This is a genomic window from Nocardia implantans (assembly GCF_035544775.1).
Lineage (GTDB): Bacteria > Actinomycetota > Actinomycetes > Mycobacteriales > Mycobacteriaceae > Nocardia > Nocardia implantans.
Map to the genome: position 1 here is coordinate 116570 of NZ_JAYKYQ010000003.1, position 19125 is coordinate 135694.

Annotated in this window: 20 protein-coding genes; 7 read left to right on the forward strand and 13 right to left on the reverse strand. The window is 69.2% G+C overall.

The annotated features are described in order from the left end of the window. Positions 1–99 precede the first annotated feature (99 nt). From U3653_RS08385 to U3653_RS08400, 4 genes are read right to left on the reverse strand one after another with little or no spacing between them, the layout of a single operon-like run. Positions 100–1425, reverse strand: a complete 1326-nt coding sequence (locus U3653_RS08385) for a pyridoxal-phosphate dependent enzyme (RefSeq protein WP_195079057.1) — start codon at positions 1423–1425, stop codon at positions 100–102. Further along, positions 1425–2921 carry a type III PLP-dependent enzyme domain-containing protein gene (locus tag U3653_RS08390; protein ID WP_195079058.1) on the reverse strand — a complete coding sequence of 499 codons (1497 nt, stop codon included), beginning with the start codon at positions 2919–2921 and terminating at the stop codon, positions 1425–1427. The genes U3653_RS08385 and U3653_RS08390 overlap by 1 nt, the downstream gene beginning before the upstream one ends. Next, complete coding sequence (locus U3653_RS08395) at positions 2918–4204, reverse strand: heavy-metal-associated domain-containing protein (protein ID WP_195079059.1); 1287 nt, start codon at positions 4202–4204, stop codon at positions 2918–2920. Before U3653_RS08395 ends, U3653_RS08390 begins: the two co-directional genes overlap by 4 nt. Continuing rightward, positions 4201–5466 (reverse strand): aminotransferase class V-fold PLP-dependent enzyme, encoded by a 1266-nt coding sequence (locus U3653_RS08400; protein ID WP_195079060.1) that lies wholly within the window; start codon positions 5464–5466, stop codon positions 4201–4203. Before U3653_RS08400 ends, U3653_RS08395 begins: the two co-directional genes overlap by 4 nt. Before the next feature lie 138 nt (positions 5467–5604). Between U3653_RS08400 and U3653_RS08405 the strand changes: the two genes are divergently transcribed. Then, entirely contained in the window at positions 5605–6036 is a 432-nt protein-coding gene (locus tag U3653_RS08405) for a pyridoxamine 5'-phosphate oxidase family protein (protein ID WP_195079061.1), read from the forward strand. Here the strand turns inward: U3653_RS08405 and U3653_RS08410 are convergent. The 4 genes from U3653_RS08410 to U3653_RS08425 form a co-directional block, all read right to left on the reverse strand. Then, positions 6033–6467, reverse strand: coding sequence for a CBS domain-containing protein (locus U3653_RS08410; RefSeq protein WP_195079062.1), 435 nt, complete (start codon positions 6465–6467; stop codon positions 6033–6035). The two genes, U3653_RS08405 and U3653_RS08410, sit on opposite strands and share 4 nt — an antisense overlap. 102 nt (positions 6468–6569) lie before the next feature. Continuing rightward, positions 6570–7832, reverse strand: coding sequence for a PucR family transcriptional regulator (locus U3653_RS08415; RefSeq protein WP_195079063.1), 1263 nt, complete (start codon positions 7830–7832; stop codon positions 6570–6572). Between the two features lie 149 nt (positions 7833–7981). After that, a complete protein-coding gene (locus U3653_RS08420) occupies positions 7982–8218 on the reverse strand; it encodes a hypothetical protein (RefSeq protein ID WP_195079064.1) in 237 nt (78 codons plus the stop codon). A 223-nt stretch (positions 8219–8441) separates the two neighbouring features. Continuing rightward, positions 8442–9239 carry an SAM-dependent methyltransferase gene (locus U3653_RS08425; protein ID WP_195079065.1) on the reverse strand — a complete coding sequence of 266 codons (798 nt, stop codon included), beginning with the start codon at positions 9237–9239 and terminating at the stop codon, positions 8442–8444. Positions 9240–9564: 325 nt separating this feature from the next. Here U3653_RS08425 and U3653_RS08430 point away from each other — a divergent pair, with 325 nt between their 5' ends. Both U3653_RS08430 and U3653_RS08435 read left to right on the forward strand, forming a co-directional pair. Then, positions 9565–9786 carry a DUF397 domain-containing protein gene (locus U3653_RS08430; protein ID WP_039797917.1) on the forward strand — a complete coding sequence of 74 codons (222 nt, stop codon included), beginning with the start codon at positions 9565–9567 and terminating at the stop codon, positions 9784–9786. Between the two features lie 90 nt (positions 9787–9876). Beyond that, positions 9877–10764 (forward strand): Sco1979 family transcriptional regulator, encoded by an 888-nt coding sequence (locus U3653_RS08435; RefSeq protein ID WP_195079066.1) that lies wholly within the window; start codon positions 9877–9879, stop codon positions 10762–10764. 101 nt (positions 10765–10865) lie between these two features. Here the strand turns inward: U3653_RS08435 and U3653_RS08440 are convergent, their stop codons facing one another. The 4 genes from U3653_RS08440 to U3653_RS08455 form a co-directional block, all read right to left on the reverse strand. Continuing rightward, entirely contained in the window at positions 10866–11093 is a 228-nt protein-coding gene (locus tag U3653_RS08440) for a hypothetical protein (RefSeq protein ID WP_323124094.1), read from the reverse strand. A gap of 297 nt (positions 11094–11390) precedes the next feature. Further along, positions 11391–11693: a putative quinol monooxygenase gene (locus U3653_RS08445; RefSeq protein WP_043690427.1), complete on the reverse strand. Its 303-nt coding sequence runs from the start codon at positions 11691–11693 to the stop codon at positions 11391–11393. Between the two features lie 64 nt (positions 11694–11757). Further along, positions 11758–12417: an SDR family oxidoreductase gene (locus U3653_RS08450; RefSeq protein WP_195079068.1), complete on the reverse strand. Its 660-nt coding sequence runs from the start codon at positions 12415–12417 to the stop codon at positions 11758–11760. Positions 12418–12451: 34 nt separating this feature from the next. Then, positions 12452–12967, reverse strand: coding sequence for a DUF2599 domain-containing protein (locus tag U3653_RS08455; protein ID WP_323124093.1), 516 nt, complete (start codon positions 12965–12967; stop codon positions 12452–12454). Between the two features lie 165 nt (positions 12968–13132). Between U3653_RS08455 and U3653_RS08460 the strand changes: the two genes are divergently transcribed. After that, positions 13133–14242 (forward strand): alpha/beta hydrolase, encoded by a 1110-nt coding sequence (locus U3653_RS08460; RefSeq protein WP_324722353.1) that lies wholly within the window; start codon positions 13133–13135, stop codon positions 14240–14242. A 10-nt stretch (positions 14243–14252) separates the two neighbouring features. On the opposite strand, the gene U3653_RS08465 is transcribed toward U3653_RS08460, so the two are convergent. Continuing rightward, positions 14253–14495, reverse strand: coding sequence for a hypothetical protein (locus tag U3653_RS08465; protein WP_195079069.1), 243 nt, complete (start codon positions 14493–14495; stop codon positions 14253–14255). Between the two features lie 343 nt (positions 14496–14838). Between U3653_RS08465 and U3653_RS08470 the strand changes: the two genes are divergently transcribed. The 3 genes from U3653_RS08470 to U3653_RS08480 all read left to right on the forward strand — a co-directional run bounded on the left by U3653_RS08470 (position 14839) and on the right by U3653_RS08480 (position 18862). Beyond that, positions 14839–16014, forward strand: a complete 1176-nt coding sequence (locus tag U3653_RS08470) for a lipase family protein (RefSeq protein ID WP_195079070.1) — start codon at positions 14839–14841, stop codon at positions 16012–16014. Positions 16015–16248: 234 nt separating this feature from the next. Beyond that, positions 16249–17622: a lipase family protein gene (locus U3653_RS08475; RefSeq protein WP_195079071.1), complete on the forward strand. Its 1374-nt coding sequence runs from the start codon at positions 16249–16251 to the stop codon at positions 17620–17622. 175 nt (positions 17623–17797) lie between these two features. Beyond that, on the forward strand, positions 17798–18862 hold the full coding sequence (locus tag U3653_RS08480; protein ID WP_195079072.1) for a fused (3R)-hydroxyacyl-ACP dehydratase subunits HadA/HadB: 1065 nt from the start codon (positions 17798–17800) through the stop codon (positions 18860–18862). Positions 18863–19125: the final 263 nt, after the last annotated feature.

Here is a 19125-nt window from a genome sequence, read left to right on the forward strand (position 1 = left end):
CTGCCGGCGTGCCCCGGCGCCGCGCTCACCCGCCCCGCCCTCCCGTGGCTCGCCGAACCGGATTCCGGCCGCGCGGCGGGCTCGCGCGCCCGTGGGTGATCAGCCGCGTTCCAGCGGCAACCCCGCGTCGCGCCAGCCGACCACGCCACCGGCCAAGCTGGCGGCGTCGTAGCCCGCGCGCCGGGCGCGCGCGGCGAACCGCACCGACAGCTCACCGACGGGGCAGACGAAGACGACGGGGCGTGAGCGCGGGAACGGGATGCCCTGGCCGAACATGTCGTCGAGCTGGTCGTCGCGGATGTTCAACGCGCCGGGCACGTGCCCGATCCGGTAAGCCATGGCGCCGCGGCTGTCCACGATGGTGGGGCGCCCGGTCCGGTCCAGCTCCGCCAGCTGCTCGGGCGAAAGGCGCGGCACCGCCGCCAGCTCATCGGCGGTGGGCTCCGCTTCGCGTTCGGCGCGGCCGAACCATTCCGGCCTGCGCTTCTTGAAGTACGACAGGTACGGCTCGAGCCGATCGCAGACGATGAACACCGCCACGACCGGATCCGCCGGATCGGTCGCCGACAGATCGAGCGCGCCGAGCGTCCGCAGCGCGGCCGCGTAGCTCGCGCCGCTGGTCGGCCCGGCCAGGACGCCGTAGCCGCGCGCCAGGCGCAGCGTCGCGTCCACGGCCTCGCCCGCCGCCACGGTGACGATCCGGTCGTAGAAATCCGGCTGGAACAGCCCGACATCCCACATCTCGCTCTCCGAGCGGATGCCGGGAATGAAGTCCGGCCGCTCCGAAACCGCCGCGACGGTGCGCAATTCGGGATGGTGCTTGCGCAGGTAGGTGGCGGTGCCCCTGGTGGAGCCGGTGGTGCCGAGCCCGCCGATCAGATAGTCGATCCTGGTGATGCCGTCGGCCGCCAGGTCCTCGTGGATCTCCCGCCCGGTGCCGTGGTGGTGGGCCTCGATGTTCTTCTCGTTGGTGTACTGCGACAGGTGCCGGTACGCGCCGGGCTGCTGGGCCATGGTCGCCTCGATCACCGAGTAGACGTCGTTCGGCGTGGTCGGGTCGGGGCACTCGGACAGACCGGGCAGTTCCACGATCTCGGTGCCCAACAGCTGCAGCAGATCACGGACCTCGCCCACCTTGATCCGGTTGGTCACCGCGCGCAGGCCGATCCCGTACATCGCGCCGAGCACGCGCAGCGCTTTGGCGGTGTTCCCGCTGGACGCCTCGATGAGCGTGCGCCCCTCGGCGCGGATCTGCTCCAAGTCGTCACGGAGCATCGCCCAGGCCACCCGGTCCTTGACCGAACCGAACGGGTTGTGCGACTCGAGTTTCGCGTAGAGCTCGACCTTCGCCAACCCGTGCACCGCTGGGTCGAGCCGCAGCAGCGGCGTGTTGCCGATGAGTTCGGTGATGTGGTCGTAGCGCATCAGGGAGCCTTCACGGATCGGACCGGGCCGGTCGCGGGCGGGGCGCTGTGCGGCGGGCGGGACGACTCGGCGGGGAAGCCGGGTTCGTAGTCGGCGTCGGGCACGACGCGGAACCCGCCCGGCCCACGGGTGACCGCGAGTTTCGGGGGCAAGGGATGCATGGAGGCCGTCGCGGCCGACAGGTCCATGTGGTAGGCGGCGGTATTCGGGAACACCACCGCATCGCCCGGCTCGGGTCGTGCGGGCAGCCACACCTTGTGATTGGTGATCAGATCGCGTTCCAAGCACAGCCTTCCGGCGAAGAAGACGCCGACCGGCCCCGTCGCGCGGTCGCCCGCGCCTGCCCCGTGCAGGAGGATCGGATCGACCATGACCTCTTGATCGGCGGGCGTCACCGCATCACGGCTGAGGTCGACGTGCACCAGCACGCTGCCGTCGGCGACCTCCTTGACGAACTCGACCGTGGCCACGGTGATCCCCGCGTGGTCGACCAGAGCCTTGCCCGGCTCCAGCCACAGCTGGAGCAGGTTGTCACCCGCCACCTGCGCCACCGTGCGCCCGCCGTGCCGCTCCAGCGGAGCGTCGAGCAGGTCGGCGAGCATCCGGTCGGCGGGGACGGTGTTGGCGTACTTGTGGAACACCGGCGTGCCGTGCACCGCCCCGCCCGCGACGTGATAGCCGAACGTGTTGCTGCCCCAGGTCATCGGCTCCCCGCGGCCGAGCAGCGATTCGCGCAGTGCGAGCACGTAGGCGTCGAACCGTTCGGCGTCGGCGGTGAACACCTGCCGGAACCCGCCGCCGATGTCGAGCACCGAAGGGGCGAGCCCGCGCTCGTAGGCGCGCTCGATCAGGCGCAGGCAGGCGTCGATCGCCCGGACGCGCTCGCCGAGGTCGCCGGAGTCCAGGTGGAAAGCGAACCCGAGGAAAGCGACTCGCCCGCGCCGCGCCGACAACAGATCGAAGGCCCGCTCGACGTGCGCCTGCGGCATCCCGAACCGACTCACCTGCCCGGCGTCGAAACCGGAAACCCGCAGCAGCACAGGTATTTCCGCGTGCTCGGCGGCCAGTTCCTCGATGCGGCCCAGCTCCCAGAGGTTGTCCACGTTGATCGTGACCCCGCGGCTGACGAGATCGCGCAGGAAGGCTTCCCCCTTGGGCCCGGTGACCTCGATACGTGGCGGATCGAACCCGGCGGCGACGGCGCTGGTCAGTTCGTGCGGTGAGGCGACATCGATGGCGATGCCTTCGCGTTCGGCGGTGCGGACGAAGGCGCGCGACTGGTTCACCTTGTGCGCGTAGCAGACGCGGTGCCCGGGCAGGGTTCGTTCCAGCACGGTGCGCAGGCGCAGCAGATTCTCCGAATAGACCTGCGGGAACACCAGATGCGCTGGCGATCCGAATCTCTTCACCGTCTCCGTCGCGAGGCCGGGAGTGTCGAGGAAGGCGCGGACGATCGGATGCAGCTTCGCGGGCAACGCCTGCGGCAATGGCGTCATACGGCGGCTTCCGACGGCTCGGCGGCCGACGCCCGCGGCACGTCGTCGGGGCGCTGCGAAACCGGGTTGTAGCCGCCGTCCCGGATCGCCTCGAACGCGCGGGCGCGATTGCGCGGACTGCGGAACTCGGCCACCACCCGCTTGCTGTCCAGATCGATCTCGGCCACGCGGATGTCCATCGACTCCAGCACTCCTCCGATCGTGCGAACGCAGTGCTTGCAGGTCATATCGGGCACGTAGAACACCTGGTCCTCGGCGGTGGCGGCGCGGTCGGCGGTGGCCTCGTCGAGTTCGGCGCTCACCTCGGTGGCCGCGCAGCGGTCGGCGATCTCGATGAACGTCGCGACGAATCGGTCCACCAGCGGCGGGAGGACGCTGGAATGCCCGCCGTCGAGCTGATGCGGCATGGCCGCCAGGCAGGCCGGATGACTGCCCTCCGGCAACAAGGCGTACTGGCGGGAGATCAGGTCGAGGTCGTCGTGATACTTGGCGATCGCCTCGGCCGTCGTGAGACCTTCCACCGTGGTGGCGCGTTCCATCACGGCACGCGCGTCGGCGATCGTGGCATCCTTCATCGCGCGCAGGGTCGCCACCGTCTCCGCCGAATAGCGAACGGTGCCGTCGGGCTGCGCGACGAGCGTCACCGGGATCATGCCCCTGCGGTAGGTGGAGGCCTGCAATTCCCAGAACCAGCGCGTGGCCACCGCGGCGAAGATCCCGGAAACGCGCAGCCCCTCGGCGAATTCGGCGGCATCGCGGTAGGGGGTCTGCGCCGCAAGCAGCGCGTGCTGGGCCAGTACGCGCCCGGCGGCCTCGATGCCGACCCGGAAGATGTCGCGCGGATCGTGGTCGGTGGTCGTGCCCGCCAGCACGGCGTGGTCGTCCGTGCCGAGCGCCGCGACCCGCGCGGCGAACTCGGCGTCATCGTCCAGTTGGCGCCACAGCGCCAGCACGGTCTCGCGCATCGCGATCGGCACCGCAGGGCCGAGGCCGTCGGCGCGGAAGTGCCCGGTATTCGGGATGCCTGCGCTGTCGGTCCACGCGATCCGATGGGTCGCGCTGGTCACCTGGTCCGCGCGGCACGGCCGCATGAACCGTTCCAGATACAGCCGCTGGGAGTAGGTGAGATGGCTGCCCTGCTCCAGACCCAATGGCGTACAGGTGAATTCGAATCGCCGATGTCGGGGGGCCGGAGCCGGTTCTGCGCACAACCCTGCCTGCGCGAGTCCGGCCAGAACCCTGGACGCGGCCTTCCGGTCGTAGCGGGGGATGTCGTTGCTCACGTGACCTCCTCGGCGATGGTTCGCACGCACGCGACGAATCGGTCGATCTCGTCGGGCGTGTTGTAGATGTGCGTGCTGACCCGCACCGAGCCCGCGCCGTCGGTGTCGGCGGGGACGCAGTGCGCGCCGGTGCGCACCAGGAAGCCGAACTCGCTCAGGACGAACCCCGCGTCCGCGGCCGAGATCCCCTCCAGGGTGAAGGAGACGATGCCGTAGCCGACCTCGCAGGTCGCGTGCGCCGGGCCGGGCAGGAACTCCAGGCCGGGAACCGGTCGCAGCCCCTCGATCAGGCGCAGGGTCAGGGCGCGGTTGTGCGCGGCGACGACGTCGAGGCCGATCGATTCCAGCACCTCCAGCGCACTGCCGAGGGCCAGGATGCCGGGGATGTCGGGCGTGCCGCCTTCCAGCAGCGCGGGCATCGGACCCGGCCGCAGGCCGTCCGGATCCACCGTGACGCCGGAATTGCCGCCGGGCAGGAACGGCGCCAATCGGTCGTGCACGCGTCGGTGGCAGTACAGGATCCCGGTGCCGGGCGCGCCGAACATCTTGTGCGCGGCGAAGATCGCGAAATCCGCACCGAGGGCGGTGACGTCGACCGGAAGATGGCCGCCGCTCTGCGAGCAGTCGAAGCACAGCAGGATGGCCGGATCGATCCGGTCGCGCAATTCCTCCAGCGTGCTGAGGCCACCGAAGACATGATGCAGATGCCCGGTGCTGATCAGCCGGGTGCGCGGGGTGATCTTGGCGAGGATGTCGTCGGTGTCCGCCTCACCGGCGGCGGTCACCCGGTAGGGGATGAGGTGGATGCGGCGTCCGAACCGGGCGAGCAGCCCGCGCAGGTGCTGCCACGGATACACGTTCGAGGCGTGATCGCTCGCGTTGTAGAGAATCTCGTCGCCGTCGGCGAGCGCCGTCAGGCCCCACGACAGCGCGACGGCGTTGACCGCGGCGGTGGCGCCCGCGGTGAAGACCACCTCATCCGGATGCTCGGCGCCGATGAACGCGGCGGCCCGTTCGCGGACGCCGGCGATGCGCGCCGTCAGACCGGTGGCCCAGGGGTAGGTGCCGCGGCCGGCGTTGGCGGTGCCGTTGCTGTGGTAGCGCTGGATGGTCTCGATCACCGGCAGCGGCTTCTGTGTGGTGGCGGCGCTGTCCAAGTAGACCTCGGTTGCGCCGGCGAGCGCCGGGAACAGCGACCGCACCGCGGCTGGCGCGAATGCCGGCGTTTCCGGCGGCCGTGCGGCCTCCGCCGTTCGCGTCACCGGCGATCTCGGGGCGGGGGACCGCAACGTGACGCTCCCTTCACACCGGTAACTCGGACGTCACCCACGATACGCAATTCCGGTACGCACTTCGAAGCTTTGTCGCGGACAACGGCTTTCACGACTAGCCTGGAACGTATGCCTCTGACCCTGCAAGAGCGTCAAGAGTTCCTCGCGCAGCCGCATGTCGCGGCGTTCTCGGTGGCCGCGGGCGCCGGTCGCGGCCCGCTCACCGTCCCGATCTGGTACCAGTACAGCCCGGGTGGCGAGGCCTGGATCCTGACCGGCCCGCAGTCGCAGAAGATGCGCTACCTCCGGGAGGCCGGACGGTTCGGTCTGATGGTGCAGCAGGTCGAACCCGCGGTCCGGTACGTGAGCGTGGAAGGCCCGGTCACCCGGACCACTCCGATGACCGACGAGATGCACCGCGAAATGGTCGCGCGGTATCTACCGCCCGAATCGGTCGACGCATACCTGAAGGCGGCCGAGGCCTACGGCGAGCAGGTCGCGGTCTTCCTGCGCCCCGAGCGCTGGCTCTCGGCCGACCTGGGGAACGTCAGCGAGCTCTAGTACCTGCCCTGCAGGTACTCCACGAGGTGCTCGCGTTCGTCCGCCAGTTCCGAGATCGCGCTCTTGACCACGTCGCCGATGCTGACGATGCCGACCAGCCTGCCCTCGTGCACCACCGGCAGGTGCCGGATGCGGTGGTCGGTCATGATGCGCCGCAAGCCGTCGACCCGGTCGTCGGGCGCGCAGGTGCGCACCACCGAGGTCATGATCGCCGACACCGGCGTGTCCAGCAGTTCCGCGCCCCACGCGTGCAGACTGCGCACCACGTCGCGCTCGGAGACGATGCCCGCGATCGCGTTGCCGTCGGGGGAGACGACGACCGCGCCGATGTTCCGCTCGGCCAGGGTGGCCAGCAGTGCGCGTACCGTCGTATCGGGCGCGACCGTGGAGACGTCGCTACCCTTCCTGCGCAGGATCTCCGAAATTCGCATATTTCACCATCCAGACGTCGCGGCACTACCAGGATCGCAAGTTCACCGCCCGGTGACCAGCACGAATCCGTTACAGGCGACGATCGGGTCACGGTGCGGACGTCACAGGCGGCGGGCGACGCTGCGATCCAGATCCCGGGCCAGCAGGGCGATCGCCGCCTGGGAGATGCCCGCCGAGGTGGCCAGGTCGATCGAGGTGAGCTGGGCGATGCGACGCAGGCGGTAGTCGACGGTGTTCGGGTGCACGTAGAGCTGGCGCGCGGTGAGCTGCCGGTTCATGTCGTTGCCGAGATAGGCGCGCATGGTGTCGAACAGCTCGGGATGGGCGTCGAGCGGGTCGAGGATGGTCGCGATCCGCCGGGTGGCCGGGCCGCTGCGGGTGAGCTGGTATTCCACCGCCAGATCCGACATCTGGTAGAGGCCGGGCGGCCGGACGCCGACGCGCACCAGATTGAGCAGCTCGTGTGCTTGATCCGCCGACTCGGGAATCCGATCTGTGTCGGTCGGGACGACGGTCGCGGTGAGCGGGACCTCGGCGGCGGCGGCCAGCAGCTCGAGCGTCGCCGCCGTGAGGACGGTCTCGGCCTCGTCGTCCAAGGGAATGAGCAGCGTGCCGCCCTTGGCGCTGAGCAGCGCGAGCGCGCGTGAGGCGAAAACGGTGGCCAGCTCGGACTGCAGCCTGCGCAGCTTGCGGCGCGCGGCGACGTTCCCGTCGACCCGCGGATCGCGCTCGTCCGCGTGCTCCGGAATCGACAGGGCCACAACCTGATACGACTCCGCGATCGGAATGCCCGTCTGCCGGGCCAGGGCCGAGCTGCCGCGACCGCTCAGCAGCGCGGAGGCGAGCGTCTGCGCCGCGGTCTGGTGCTCCTTGGCGACCAGGTGCTGTTCGTCGACGTAGGCGTCCGACACCGCCGCGCTGATCGCCTCGAGCAGTTCCAGCAGCAGATCGGCGGCGACCAGCACCTCGTCGACGTCGTCGGCCTCGGCGGGCGCGGTGACCAGACCGAAGGCGATGCGCAATCCTTCGTGGTAGGCGCGCAGGATGGTGCTCAGCGGCACGCCCTCCCGCGCCCAGCGGGCGGCGGCCGCGCGCACCGGGCCCAACTGCTGCTCGTCCGGCACGGTGCGCCGGTCGAACATCTCGGCGGCGAGATTCAGGCAGCTGCGGGTGAGTTTCGTGACGTCTCCGCGCAATTGCTCGCCGGGTAACGTGCGGCAGGGGGCCATGACGTTCTCGAAATAGCCGACCATGTGCGAGGCCACGCTCTCGGTGTTCTGCAAAGGCACCGAAGCCGGCTGTCCACCGATTTCCAGCACCGGGTCGGACGAGTCGGCGGACAGATCCAACGCGGAGTAGGTCATGACGAATTCGCTCCCCAAATGCCACGCCGGGCGTGCGAGAAATCGCGCCCAGGTCGATCGATCACTATACGAAAGGGGCGAATGGACCGGGAGTGATCTGTGAGATCGCTTGGGAACGCGGCGCGCTCCGTAGTGACGCGAATGCCGGACTATTCGTCGTCCAGCCCGGCTGACAGGTACGCGGCGGCCGCCAGCCACTGCCTGCACTGCGGGCCGTGGACCTCGTGGGCGTAGAGAATGTCGCGGGCCTGCCGGTAGGTGAGGCCGCGGGGCTCCACACTGCAATCGGCCATGGCCGGCTCGGGCGCGGAGTACTGACGCAAGTGATCGGCGCCCGCGCCATCGATGACGGCAACCAGGGGGGAAGTTCGGAATGGCTCCATCATTCGACTACCCCTCGCGTCCGGCGTGCGGCGGGGAGGCCGGCGTACTGGTGGCGCAGGCTCGAACTCCCTGCGTACCTCCCCGATTTCGGGTTCGAGTCTATTCCCCCGTCGCTTGCAAATGCAAGTACATCTGCACGATCGGGCGGAGAAAAAGCGGACGGCGGTCGCCGGTGCGAGACCGGCGACCGCCGCTGTGCCGCTTGCGGTTTGGTGTTCAGGGGCCTTACGGCTTGCGCGCGACCGCGCCGTAGGCGGAGATCGGCCGTGACTCGCCCACCTCCGTGTCGCCCGCGCGCCACTGCGTGATGGACACGAAGCCCGGGTCGACCAGCTCCAGACCGTCGAAGACGGCCTTGATCTGAGCCTGCGGACGGGGGACGTAAGGAGTGCCACCGGTGCCGGTGTAGTTCTCGCACAGAGTGACATACGCCTTGCTGTCGTCGGTGCCGTCCCACATCACCAGGTAGCTGCCCGACGGAACGGAATTTAGCACGGTGTGCACGATGCGCAGCAGGTCGTCGTAGGTCTTGGCGTGGCCGAGCACGCCCATGAACATCACGGCGATGGGCTCGTTGAAGTTCAGGACGTGTTTGGCGTCGGCGATGATCAGCTCGGGATCGTGGTAGTCGGCGTCGATGTAGGTGGTGACGCCCTCCGGCGTGGTGGAGGTGAGCAGCGCCCGCGCGTGGGTGAGCACGAGCGGATCGTTGTCCACGTACACGATCCTGGACTCGGGCGCGACGCTCTGGGCGACCTCGTGGGTGTTCTGCATGGTGGGCAGGCCGGTCCCGATGTCGAGGAACTGGCGGATGCCGACTTCGCCCGCGAGGTAGCGCACGGCGCGGATGAGGAACTGGCGCGACTGCACCGCCATGGTGGTGATGTCCGGATCCACCTCGATCCCGGCGTCGCCTGCGATGCGGTCGATTTCGTAATAGTCCTTGCCGCCCATCCAGTAGTTCCAGATCCGCGCGGAGTGGGGGATGTCGGTTCGGATGAGCGGGCTGTGGTCTTCGGGCATGGGGTTGTACTCCTAGGCGAAACGGGTCGGCGACGCTGCCGTGCGGGTGGGCGCGTGGGGTCGTCGCGAATGACTGGTACATCCGATGTGCACTGTGACAGTACAAGATTCACGCGCGTCCAGCGGGCTGGATCGGGGAGCTGATCTCGATGTTTCCGGGTCGAGGCGACCGCGTTTCACATCTGGCTCCTGGTGGTCCCGGCCAGCGGACGCACAGAGGGCGAACTTCGTGCTATCGTCCGGTGTCGGTGCAGATGCAAGAACGTTTGAACGTGCATCTGCACGAACCGAATCGCCTGACTGCGGTAACGGAGGAGTGGGGAAGATGTCGGATACATCCACCAACGAGATCATCGGAACTTGGCGCAAGAGTTCCTTCAGCAATCCGAGCGGCAACTGCGTCGAAGTGGCCGAAACGGCCAACGGCCAGGTGGCAGTGCGTAACTCGCGTGACCCCGAAGGTGGGGTCTTGATCTATACGCGTCCGGAGATCGATGCGTTCGTCCGCGGCGCGAAGGCCGGGGAGTTCGACTATTTGACTAGCTGAGCGGTAACATTGGCGGTCGGTGCGGTGTGTTTCGCGACAGGTGGTTGTGACACACTGTGGGCAACCCCCGGAGTATCGGAGACGAACTCGATGATCGCTGAACCCGATGACGATGGTCATGTGCAATCCGTTGTCGCGGAACGTGGTCCGACCGTGCTACGCATCGCATTGGGCGGCCAGTTGCGCAAGCTCCGGGAGAAGAAGGGCATCACCAGGGAAGCCGCGGGTGATGCGATCCGGGGATCGCACGCCAAGATCAGTCGTCTCGAGTTGGGCCGTACCGGCTTCAAGGAACGCGACATCCGTGACCTGCTGACCCTCTACGGCGTCCACGACGCCGCGGAGCGCGAGTCGTTCCTCGAGCTGGCCAGGCAGGCCAACGAGCCCGGCTGGTGGCATCGCTACAGCGACCTGCTGCCGCAGTGGTTCGGCACCTACCTCGGTCTGGAACAGGCCGCGAGCAAGATCCGCACCTACGAGTCGCATCTTGTTCCCGGGTTGCTGCAAACGCCCGAATACGCCAGGGCGGTGGTGGCGCTCGGTTACGAGGACGCGGACACCGATCGGCGGGTCGCGGTGCGTCAGCGCAGGCAGGAAATCCTGTTCCGCGCGGATCCGCCGGTGGTGTGGGCGGTGCTCGACGAAGCCGCGTTGGTGCGGCCGGTCGGTGGTCGCCAGGTGCATCGCGAGCAGATGCTGCACCTGGTCCGCCTGGCGAAGCTGCCCAACGTGACGATCCAGGTGCTGCCGTTCACCGCGGGTGAGCACGCCGCGGCGGGCAGTTCCTTCAGTATCCTGCGTTTCGCCGAGGCGGAACTGCCGGACATCGTGTATCTCGAACAGTTGACCAGCGCGTTGTATCTCGAGCGGCGGCAAGACCTGGCGCTGTACCTCTCGGTGATGGACCGGCTCAGCGTCCAGGCCTTGCAGCCGGACAAGTCGATCGCGATCCTGGAGAAGTATGCCGAGGGGCACTGAGCCCACCCGGCCGAAGACCCGATAAGCGAGCGGCCCCCTCCGAATTCGGAGGGGGCCGCTCGCTTGTTTCGTGCTCCGCCGGGCTCGGACGGCGCAACGGTCTACTGCTTGATGAAGCTGGAGGCGATTCGCCAGAACGTCGCAGGCTGCAATGCCTCGAGATCCCAGTCGTCGGCCATCGCGTGCGCGGTGGTGACGATCCGGTCGATATCGAAATCGTGCCGAGTTGCCGCCCCGGTGGATTCGACGGCATCGATGACGTATGCCACGGCGGTTTCTCGGGAAAAAGTGGTATCGGTGTGGCCGCTGTGGGCCGGTAATGTGCTCATATGTCTACCGTTCGCTGGCTGGTCGGCCAGTGCGGTGTCGGCTGATCCGAACCGACCGCCGGTAAGTGGTTGTTCCATTCGAACGCCCCTGTTTGTCTGGCGGCGGCAAACCCACGGCGGCTTCGGCCTTCGGCTCGCCCACGCGGCCTCCCCTGATGGTCCCCTGTAAAGCGTTGCGGGACCGAGTTTATGCCGCCGTACCTTTCAAATGCAAGCACATCTGCACGATCGATTGCACGTGCGCAGTGGGTATTTCGCGGCCGGAAGTTTGCGGAAACGGTGCCGGATCCGGAAATTTCAGTCGCGGCCGAATAGGACGTCCGTGCTGTAATCGATCTGTGTACCCGGCTCGACGAATTGGTCGGCCGCGGCCCGCCAGGCGAGGAAATGTTCGGTGAAACGGTGCGCCTCTGCCGCCTCGTCGTCGGTGTAGAGCTGGTAGAGAAAGAATCGGTGCGGATCCACCCGATCTGCGCAGATGTCGAAGCGCAGACAGCCGGGCTCGGTCCGGACGGAGGCGTCGGCGCTGCGGGATATGGCCGCGAGGAACTCGGCGCGGGAACCGGGGCGGATCTTCATCGAGACGATTCGGCTGAACACGGTTGTTCTCCCATCGTGACCGTTGCGGTCGATCGGCAAGGGCGGTGGCAGGGTGCGCCACAGCTCAGTCGGTCAGCTGTGCAATTGCCTGGCTAATCGGAGTGTCACCCGAGACGAGTTCGAGCGTCAGCCCGAAGGTGTGCGCGGCGGGCAACAGCCCGGCCAGAACGGCCGCCACGTCCGCGCGCGGGACCTCGCTGCGCCCGACCGGTGGCGGCGCCAGCGTCACCCGTCCGGTGCCGGGGGAGTCGGTCAGGCGGCCGGGGCGCAGGATGGTCCAGTCCAGATCCCTTGCGCGCAGATCCTCTTCGGCCTTGGTCTTCGCGTCGATGTACGCCGCCCACACCTCATCGGTCCCCGGCGCGGGTGCCCGGCCCGCGCCCATCGAGGAGATCTGCAGGAAACGGCGTACCCCGGTGCGCTCGGCGGTCTCGGCGAGCCGGACGGAGCCGCCCAGGTCGACGGTGTATTTCCGGTCCACGCCGCTGCCCTGCCCGGCGCCGGCGGCGAAAATCGCCGCGTCGCATCCTTTGACGACGTCGACCACCTCGTCGGCGCCCGCCTTCTCCAGGTCGCACAGCACCGGCTCCGCACCGGTGGCGCGCACCTCTGCGGTGTGGCCGGGGTTGCGGATGAGGGCGGCGACCTCGTGGCCGTTCGCGGTGAGCACGGGTGCCAGCAGCAGTGCGATCTTTCCGTGCCCCCCTGCGATGACGACGCGCATGGATGGCTCCTTCCGGTCGGGGCGGCGCCCGCGCTCAGCGCTCGGGGCCGCCGGGATTACAGCGCGCTTCGACGGTGGCCTGATAGCCCACCGCCGGGCGCCACGGTTCCAGGTTCCAGCTCGGCTTGTCCGGCTGGACCAGCCGAGCCCACGCCCAGTGGCAGATGAACTGATCGCGCATGCCGGGTGCCTCCGCGTCCGCCGACTCGGCCACGATCTCCTGCCATGCCCGTTCGTCCGAGCCGGGGAAGGTGGTCCGCCGCCCGGCCTGCGTCGGGAAGACGAGCAGCCGGGGACCGTCGATGGTCTCGGTCCACGCGACGCGATCGATCAGCGGCTGTCCCGCGTAGGGGTCGACGGACGGCAGGGCGGCCAGGGGCGATGCGGAGGTGGTCGTCGCGGTCGTCGTGCGGACGGTCGTGGTCGTGGCCGCGGCCGAAGGATCGGACGAGTCGGCGCCGCAGGCGGCCGTCAGGGATATCAGGCCCGTCGCGAGCAGCGCGGTGGCGCGACGCCGGGTGACGACGCGATACGGGTACCGCTGCGCCACGGTCGAACCTCCTGTGTTCTCCTCGGCACCGGTTTCCGGCGTGCTCAACCGAGCCTAGCGAGCCGGCGCGGTCCCGGCGAGGGTCCCCGGCCGGGCCACCGATTGTGGTGGCTTGCCGGTGCGGTCGCGGCTGGGCATAGTCGGTCGGTGCGGTGTGGACGATTCATGGCGGGGGCGGCGGGCGTCGTGGTCTCGATGACGATCGCGGTGGCCGGGGCCGCGGACGCCGGGGTGGGTGAGGCGCCCGGCACCGTGACGGACCTGGTGGAACTGGCGGGGCGGCTGCGCGTGGCGGGGGCGGCGACCGCCGAACGGCTGACGTATTGGTCGCGTGGCCCGCGCGGGCCGATGCTGAGCACCGGGGTGCTGTATCTGCCCGAAGGCGATCCGCCGCAAGGGGGTTGGCCGATCATCGCCTACGCGCACGGCACCTCGGGCATCGCCGACCAGTGCGCGTTCACGCTGCAACCCCGCGACTACTACCTGTCGTCGGTGTACCCGGATCTGCTGCGCGCGGGCTACGCGGTGGTGATCTCCGACTACGTCGGACTGGGGACCCCCGGCGTGCATCCCTATCTGGACGGCCCGGCCCAGGCCCGAAGCATCGTCGACGGCGTACGTGCCGCACGGGCGGTCGCCCCCTCGCTCGGCACACGCTGGGCGGTGTTCGGTCAGTCGCAGGGCGGGCACGCGGCGCTGTTCACCGCCCGGTTCGCTCCCGGCGACGCGCCGGACCTCGAGCTGCGCGGCGCGGCCGCGACCGGCGCGCCGTCGAATCTGGAGGCGGTGTTCCCGTTGGCCGGTCCCTGGCTGCCGCGCCTGCCGCTGCAGAAGACGACGACCTACTTCGGCATGCTGCTGGCCGGATTGCGCGCCAGTGCGCCCGAGCTGGACATCGACAGCTATCTGACCCCGGTGGGCCACGACGTCCTGCGGATCGTGGAAGCGGACTGCGCCGTCGAGGCGGACGCGCAGGTGTCCGGGATCGGCATCGGGGCCATGCTGGCACGGCCGTTGGACGATCCCGCGCTGCTGGCCGCGGTGCGCGCGATGTTGCGGGTGCCGACGAGCGGCTACGCCGTGCCGCTGTATCTCGGTCAAGGGCTGTCGGATCTGGAGGTGCCCGCGCCGCTGACCCTCGAGCTGGTCGCCGAACTGCGCTCCGCGGGCACCGATCTGCGGGTGGGCTGGTATCCCGGCGATCATCTGGGTGCGGCGCGCGAGGCGTTCCCCGATGCGCTCGCCTTCCTGCGCGGGGTGCTCGACCGGCCCTGATCCCGCTCGCTCAGCGCCAGAGCGATCGGCACGGTAGTCTGCGCAGGCCGGGGCGGACCTGGCCGTCGACGGTGACGGTGAGCCCGGCGTGCGCGGCGGCCGAGGTGAACTTCCCCGCCTCGGTCCTGGTGGCCGCGTACTCCAGGACCAGCGCGTCCTCGGGGGTCGGCCCGTCGAAGTAGACGGTGATCCGCTGGGTCGGCGGATCCTGGGTGTCGTCGCGGTCGGCGAGTCCGCGCACAGTGCCGTCCATGCCACCGTCTCCTTCCCGCCGGCGCGGCAGCCGCGCCGGTAGGACTGACGGTAGAGCCACGCCACTGCTGAGAACATGTTGCAAGTTATCGGCTGGAAATGTCACAGAACGGACGTGGCGTCGTGGGGTACAGTCACCAGCCGGGGCGCACCGCGAGCACAGGCCCGGCGACCCAATGTTGTGAATTGTCAACATGATCGCGCCGGGTGGTGTTCCGCGCGGGTCCCGTTGCGAGGATGAGCACAGTGTCGGATGATTCAGGAGGCACACGTCGATGAGTCAGGGCCCACGTTCGTTGGGTAGGGGAGTGCGGCGAAGACGTCTCGCACGTGCGATCGGAGCGATGGCCGCGGGCTTGGTGCTGGTCGCGAGCCTGGCCGGCGCCGCGACCGGCGCGCCGCTGTATCCCGATCCCGATCCGGATCCCTTCTATTCGACCCCCGCGGACATCGCCGACCGCAAGCCCGGCGACGTGCTCGCGACCAGGGTGATGCCGCCGCTGGCGATCTTCCCGGAGACCACGGTGACCGTGATCCGGTTCCGGTCGACGAGCTCGGAGGGCAAACCGATCGCGGCGACCACCACGGTGCTGACGCCGAAGGCGCACCGTCCCGACGGCCCGCTGCTGTCGTTCCAGCACATCATCAACGGGCTCGGCTCGGAGTGCTCGGTCTCCCGGGTGCTCTACACCGGTGATCCCAACCTGGTCGTGCGGGAAGCGCCGGGCTGGAACGTGCTGCTGGCGCGCGGCTGGAGCGTGGCGCTGCCCGACCACCTCGGCCCGAATTTCGCCTACGGCGCCGCGAAGCTCGGCGGGCAGATCACGCTCGACGGCATCCGCGCCGTGAAGCAGGTCGCCGAACTCGGTGTGCAGCGCAGCCCGGTGGCGATGGTCGGATACTCCGGCGGCGGGATGGCCACCGCGTGGGCGGCGGCCCTGCAGCCGAGGTACGCGCCGGAACTCGACATCGCGGGCGCGGCCATGGGCGGCGTGCCGATGAATCTGGTGAAGATGCTCGAGGGGCTGGGGCTCAACCCGCATCCGGTGTTCGGTCTGGCGTTCGCCGCCGGGTTCGGGCTGGAACGCGAGTACCCGACCCGGTTCCCGCTCAGCGACCAGCTGAACGAACGGGGTCTGGCCGCTCGCGCGCAGATCGCCAACAGCTGCACCAACGACATCCTCTCCACCGGAGCGGGCCGCGGCGCGCTGGACTTCGCCAAGACGACCTCGATGATCAACGACAACACCGCCCGCGCCGTGGTCGAGGAGAACAGCCTGGAACTCTACGACGGCGTGCCGAAGACGCCGGTGTTCGAATGGCATTCGCCGATCGACGGCCTGATCCCGATCGACGCGGTGGTCAACACCGACAAGCGGTGGTGCGCGGCGGGCGCCAGAGTGCAGACCGAGGAGATCCCCGTTCCGGACCATTTGACCGCGGCGGTGCTGGGCATTCCCGCGGCACTGAACTGGCTGGACGCCCGATTCCGAGGGGAGCCGGCGCCGAGCAATTGCTGAGCGACGATACGCGCACGGCCGAGCCGGGACCCACTCGCGGAAAAGGGGTCCCGGCCCGGTTGTTGCGATATGGATACGCGACAACACAACTCGGATGCTTTACTGCGTCCAGTCCTGGGCGTTGACGTAGCCTGACGTCCTGGCTCCCGGTCTGACAGGGGACATTTCGGGGGTCGAGGCCAGTGCGCCCGGGTGCCAGACGACGTTGCCGTTTCGCACCCGAGGGCGTGTGCCATGAAGATTTCGCGTGCCATTGCTGTGGCATTGCTCGCCGCCGGCTCAGTCCTGGCCGTCCCCGCCGCCGCGGAGCCTCCGCCCGCCCCGCCGCCCGGGGGATTGCTGCCCGCGCTGCAACAACTCATCGATCAGGTGATCCCGCCGCCGCCGATCGCGCCGCTGCCCGAGCCGATTTCGCCTACGCACGAGGCGACTACGCTGTCGCCGTCGCTGGCGGCGCTGCGCTCGGCCGCGATGCCATCGGCCGTCGGCGATCCGATGTTCGACCTACGCCCCGAGAATCTCGGCGAATGGGCCGAGGGGCAGGTCATCGAGGTCCGCGACGTGCGCGCCACGGCGGCGCCGTTGCTGCTGTTGCCGATCCAGCGTGCGCTGCTGGTGAAGTACCGCACGACCGACGCGCACGGCGCGCCGTCGTACGCCACGGCGACGCTGATCGTGCCCGCCGCACCGTGGCCGGGGCCGGGTCAGCGGCCGGTGGTGGTGAACAACCTGCCCATCGACGCCCTCGGCCGCGGCTGCACGCCGGGATACACCCTCGCGCACGGGCTCAACCCCGACACCAGCAGCACCGACTTCCTGCCGCCCACGACGCATCTGGCGGCGCTGCGCGGCTACGCCGTGCTGATCCCGGACCACGAGGGCCCGTCGATGGCCTACGCCGAACCCATCGTGGCCGGGCACGCCGTGCTCGACTCGATCAGGGCGGTGCGCGGACTGTTCCCGGACGAGTTCGGCGCCGCGAAGTTCGCTCTGGCGGGGTACTCCGGCGGTGCGATCGCGACCCACGGCGCGGTGAAGCTGATCGACGGCTACGCACCGGAATTGGCCGGTGTGATCGTCGGCGCCGCGCTGGGCGGCGTACCGGCCGACTTCGAGATCCTGGCCCGCAGCATGAACGGCAACCTCGCCTCGGCGATATTCATGGGCGCGGTGTTCGGCATCGGGCGCGAGCGGCCGGAGATCCTGGCCCGGATGAACAACCTCGCCCAGTGGGTGGCCACCTCGCCGGTGAAGAACATGTGCGGCAGCAGCTATGGAGCGATCGGTGTGCTGATGCTGCCCATCGACATCGCCGCGAACTTCCCCGATCCTCTCCACTCGGCGCTGGCCACGGACATCTATCGGGTGACCAAGATGGCCGGCATGCGGTCGGCCACTCCGCTCTACGTCTACAACGGCGAGCAGGAGTTCTGGATCCCCGCCGAGGGCGCGCGCAATCTCTATTCGGAGCAGTGCCGCCTCGGCGTGCCCGCGGTCTACCGCAGTGTGCTCGGTGAGCACATCATCGCGGGTGCGCTCGGTTATCCGGAGGCCATGATGTGGCTGGACGACAGGCTGCGGGGCGTGCCTGCGCCGGACGAGTGCTGACCGTCGCACGGCACCAGGTGGTGCGGTAACGCGGAGTGCCCGCTTTCGCGATCAAACCGTGTCCCCTTCGGTCCGTATGCCCAGAGCTGGCGAGTGCGCGCCGCGGCATCGTCGCGGTCTTCGGTACGGTGGGCCGGGCCGTGCGGGGGTGACGGCGCATTCCCGAGAGAGGCACATGAACGACATCACGACCACCGCGTCCGAACAAGCCAAGGCACTGGTGGGGCGCCACTACCGCCTGACCGACCCGTACGAGGTGGGCCGCGAGAAGATCCGGGAGTTCGCGCGAGCGTTGCGGGACGGCCACCCCGCCCATCGGCACGAAGACGCCGCGGCGGAGCTCGGCTTCGACGGGCTCGTCGCGCCGCTGACGTTCTCCTCGATCGTCCTCATGCTGATGCAGCGCAAGATGTTCGAGTCCGTGCTCAGCGGCTACGACCTCGGCCAGGTGCTGCAGACGGAGCAGTCGATCCGGGTGCACCGCCCGATCGTCGCGGGCGACGAGGTGCGGTGCGATTCCTACATCGAGTCGTTCCGGCAGTTCGGTGACAAGGATTTCATGGTCACCAGGAACGTGCTGAGCAACCAGCACAAGGAAGTGTTGCAGACCGCGCACACCACCGCGGTGGCGCAGACCGGGGTCGAGCTGGCCGCCGATCTGCGCGCCGCGGTCGACGGCGTGATCATGACCGGGCAGTCGGCCACCGACCGCGCGGACGCGGCGGCCGGGCGCGAGGCCGGTGACGACGGCGGACTGGTCGAGGTCTTCGACGAGGTGGTGGCAGCGGATTCGGCCGACGAGCCGCGCACGCCGCGAACCGTCCCCGCGTTCGAGGACCTGTCCGTCGGCATGGAACTCGCCGCGCGCACGGTGCCGCTGTCGCGGGGGGACCTGGTGAATTACGCCGGTGTGTCCGGCGATTCGAATCCGATCCACTTCAGCGACGTGGTCGCGCGCAGCGCCGGGCTGCCCGACGTGGTCTCGCACGGACTGCTGACCATGGGTCTCGGCGCCGGGTATCTCACTTCGTGGCTCGGTGATCCGGCCGCCGTCACCCGGTACGGCGTGCGGTTCGCCGGGTTCGCCCCGGTAGCGGCGACCAAAGCGAGCGCGATCGAATTCCGCGGTCGGGTCAAGGAATTGGATCCGCGGCGCCGTGCCGCCACCATCGCGTTGACCGCGACCTGCGGGGACCGCAAGCTCTTCGGTCGCGCGACGGCGGACGTCGTGCTGCGCTGAACCGAGCATCCGGTCCGCCGCCACCGGCGGGCCGGAACCACGGGCATCGCGCCGGTGCACGGGCACGCGGCAGGATGCTTCGGACGCAACGTATTTCGTTCCCGCGCCTTTTTCCCGCCACGCGGGCTGCCCGGCGGGTGGCCCTTCGGTGGCTCGTAGGAACCGATGGTCGGGCACGCGAACAGACGCGGGACCACCGCGGCTCGTGACCGTCCAGCGGATCCGCGGGAACGAGCGCCCACCGAGTCTGGATGACCTTGCGA

What these genes read in the sequence shown, in the direction of transcription:
- U3653_RS08475 (WP_195079071.1), top strand. Translation starts at nt 16,249, where the DNA reads ATGAAGATTTCGCGTGCCATTGCTGTGGCATTGCTCGCCGCCGGCTCA.
- U3653_RS08440 (WP_323124094.1), bottom strand. Translation starts at nt 11,093, where the DNA reads ATGAGCACATTACCGGCCCACAGCGGCCACACCGATACCACTTTTTCC.
- U3653_RS08410 (WP_195079062.1), bottom strand. Translation starts at nt 6,467, where the DNA reads ATGCGAATTTCGGAGATCCTGCGCAGGAAGGGTAGCGACGTCTCCACG.
- U3653_RS08450 (WP_195079068.1), bottom strand. Translation starts at nt 12,417, where the DNA reads ATGCGCGTCGTCATCGCAGGGGGGCACGGAAAGATCGCACTGCTGCTG.
- U3653_RS08460 (WP_324722353.1), top strand. Translation starts at nt 13,133, where the DNA reads ATGGCGGGGGCGGCGGGCGTCGTGGTCTCGATGACGATCGCGGTGGCC.
- U3653_RS08415 (WP_195079063.1), bottom strand. Translation starts at nt 7,832, where the DNA reads ATGACCTACTCCGCGTTGGATCTGTCCGCCGACTCGTCCGACCCGGTG.
- U3653_RS08465 (WP_195079069.1), bottom strand. Translation starts at nt 14,495, where the DNA reads ATGGACGGCACTGTGCGCGGACTCGCCGACCGCGACGACACCCAGGAT.
- U3653_RS08390 (WP_195079058.1), bottom strand. Translation starts at nt 2,921, where the DNA reads ATGACGCCATTGCCGCAGGCGTTGCCCGCGAAGCTGCATCCGATCGTC.
- U3653_RS08470 (WP_195079070.1), top strand. Translation starts at nt 14,839, where the DNA reads ATGGCCGCGGGCTTGGTGCTGGTCGCGAGCCTGGCCGGCGCCGCGACC.
- U3653_RS08405 (WP_195079061.1), top strand. Translation starts at nt 5,605, where the DNA reads ATGCCTCTGACCCTGCAAGAGCGTCAAGAGTTCCTCGCGCAGCCGCAT.
- U3653_RS08480 (WP_195079072.1), top strand. Translation starts at nt 17,798, where the DNA reads ATGAACGACATCACGACCACCGCGTCCGAACAAGCCAAGGCACTGGTG.
- U3653_RS08425 (WP_195079065.1), bottom strand. Translation starts at nt 9,239, where the DNA reads ATGCCCGAAGACCACAGCCCGCTCATCCGAACCGACATCCCCCACTCC.
- U3653_RS08385 (WP_195079057.1), bottom strand. Translation starts at nt 1,425, where the DNA reads ATGCGCTACGACCACATCACCGAACTCATCGGCAACACGCCGCTGCTG.
- U3653_RS08420 (WP_195079064.1), bottom strand. Translation starts at nt 8,218, where the DNA reads ATGATGGAGCCATTCCGAACTTCCCCCCTGGTTGCCGTCATCGATGGC.
- U3653_RS08435 (WP_195079066.1), top strand. Translation starts at nt 9,877, where the DNA reads ATGATCGCTGAACCCGATGACGATGGTCATGTGCAATCCGTTGTCGCG.
- U3653_RS08430 (WP_039797917.1), top strand. Translation starts at nt 9,565, where the DNA reads ATGTCGGATACATCCACCAACGAGATCATCGGAACTTGGCGCAAGAGT.